1 protein-coding gene is annotated in these 1,705 nt (G+C 75.2%); it reads left to right on the top strand.

Annotated features, from left to right (window positions below):
* Nucleotides 1–1,705: aldehyde dehydrogenase family protein (locus tag DW309_RS07070; protein WP_136044960.1), on the top strand; the 1,705-nt coding region annotated here is incomplete at both ends.

Raw genomic sequence — 1,705 nt, 5'->3', positions numbered from 1 at the left:
GGCGGAGCGCGCGGAGGTGCTGCTGCGGGCCGCCGCCGCGCTCGACGGTCGGCGCGGGGAGCTGATCGAGGTGGCCGCGGCGGAGACCGGAAAGGTGTTCGCCGAGGCCGACGTGGAGGTCAGCGAGGCCGTCGACTTCGCCCGCTACTACGCCTCCACGTGCCGCGAGCTCGACGCGATCTCCGGTGCCGTGTTCGAGCCGGCGCGCGTGACCGTGGTCGCGCCGCCCTGGAACTTCCCGCTCGCGATCCCGGCCGGAGGAGTGCTCGCCGCGCTCGCCGCCGGCTCGGGGGTCGTGCTCAAGCCCGCCCCGCAGGCGCGACGCTGCGCCGCCGCGCTCGCCGAGGCCCTGTGGGAGGGCGGCGTGCCGCGCGAGGTGCTCGCCCTGGTCGACATCGAGGAGGGCGAGCTCGGACGGGCGCTGATCACCGACGAGGCCGTGGACCGCGTGATCCTCACCGGCTCGTGGGAGACGGCGGCGCTGTTCCGCTCGTGGCGCCCCGACCTGCCGCTGCTCGCCGAGACCAGCGGCAAGAACGCCATGATCATCACGCCGTCCGCCGACCTCGATCTGGCCGTCGCCGACCTGGTCAAGAGCGCCTTCGGGCATGCGGGGCAGAAGTGCTCCGCCGCCTCCCTCGCGATCCTCGTCGGCCCGGTCGGCCGTTCGCAGCGCTTCGCCCGGCAGCTCGCCGACGCGGTCCGCTCCCTGCGCGTGGGCTGGCCGGCGGATCCGTCGGCCGAGGTGGGCCCCGTGATCGAGCAGCCGCAGGGCAAGCTCGCCTGGGCGCTCACCGAGCTGGAGGGCGACGAGCGGTGGCTGATCGAGCCCGCCCCCGTGGACGGCGACGAGAGCGGAAGACTGTGGCGGCCCGGCGTGCGCGTGGGCGTGCAGCCGGGGTCGCGCTTCCACCTCGAGGAGTTCTTCGGCCCGGTGCTCGGCATCATGCACGCGCCCACGCTCGCGCGCGCGATCGAGCTGCAGAACGCGGTCGCGTACGGCCTCACGGCCGGGCTCCACACGCAGGACCCCGACGACCTGTCGCTCTGGCTCGACCGGGTGCAGGCGGGCAACCTCTACGTCAACCGCGGCACCACGGGGGCGATCGTGCAGCGGCAGCCCTTCGGCGGCTGGAAGCGGTCGTCGGTCGGCCCCGGTGCGAAGCCGGGCGGCCCGAACCACCTGATCGGCCTCGGCACGTGGCGCTCGCAGCCCGGGGGCGCGGCATCGAGCACCCTGCACCTGCGGGGACTCGACTCGCGTATCACGGCGCTCATCGAGTCGGCGCAGCCGTCGCTGGCGTACGAGGCCTTCGAGTGGCTGCGGCGCGCGGCCCTGTCGGATGCCCTGGCCTGGGACCGTGAGTTCGGGCGGGTGCGCGACGTGTCGCGGCTGGAGGTGGAGCGCAACCTGTTCCGCTACCGCCCGGGGCACGTGGAGATCAGGGCGACCGAGGACGCACGGCTGCAGGACGTGCTGCGGGTCGTGATCGCGGGGGTCCGCGCGGGGGCGGGCTTCGTGCTCTCGACCCCGGTGGGGCTGCCGGCCGGGGTGCGGCACGCGCTGGGCGACCTCGACGCGGTGGTGTTCCTGGAGTCGGACCAGGAGTGGATGCAGCGCCTGCTGCCCGCGGAGGAGGAGCCGGCGGAGGGCGCGAGCGCGGGCGCGCGGTACGACCGGGTGCGTCTGGTGGGCGGCCGGGAG

Origin of the sequence: Microbacterium sp. K41 (assembly GCF_004794395.1) — a bacterium.
Lineage (GTDB): Bacteria > Actinomycetota > Actinomycetes > Actinomycetales > Microbacteriaceae > Microbacterium > Microbacterium sufflavum.
Note: the sequence above shows the minus strand (reverse complement) of the source record. Positions and strands in the feature narration are given on the sequence as shown.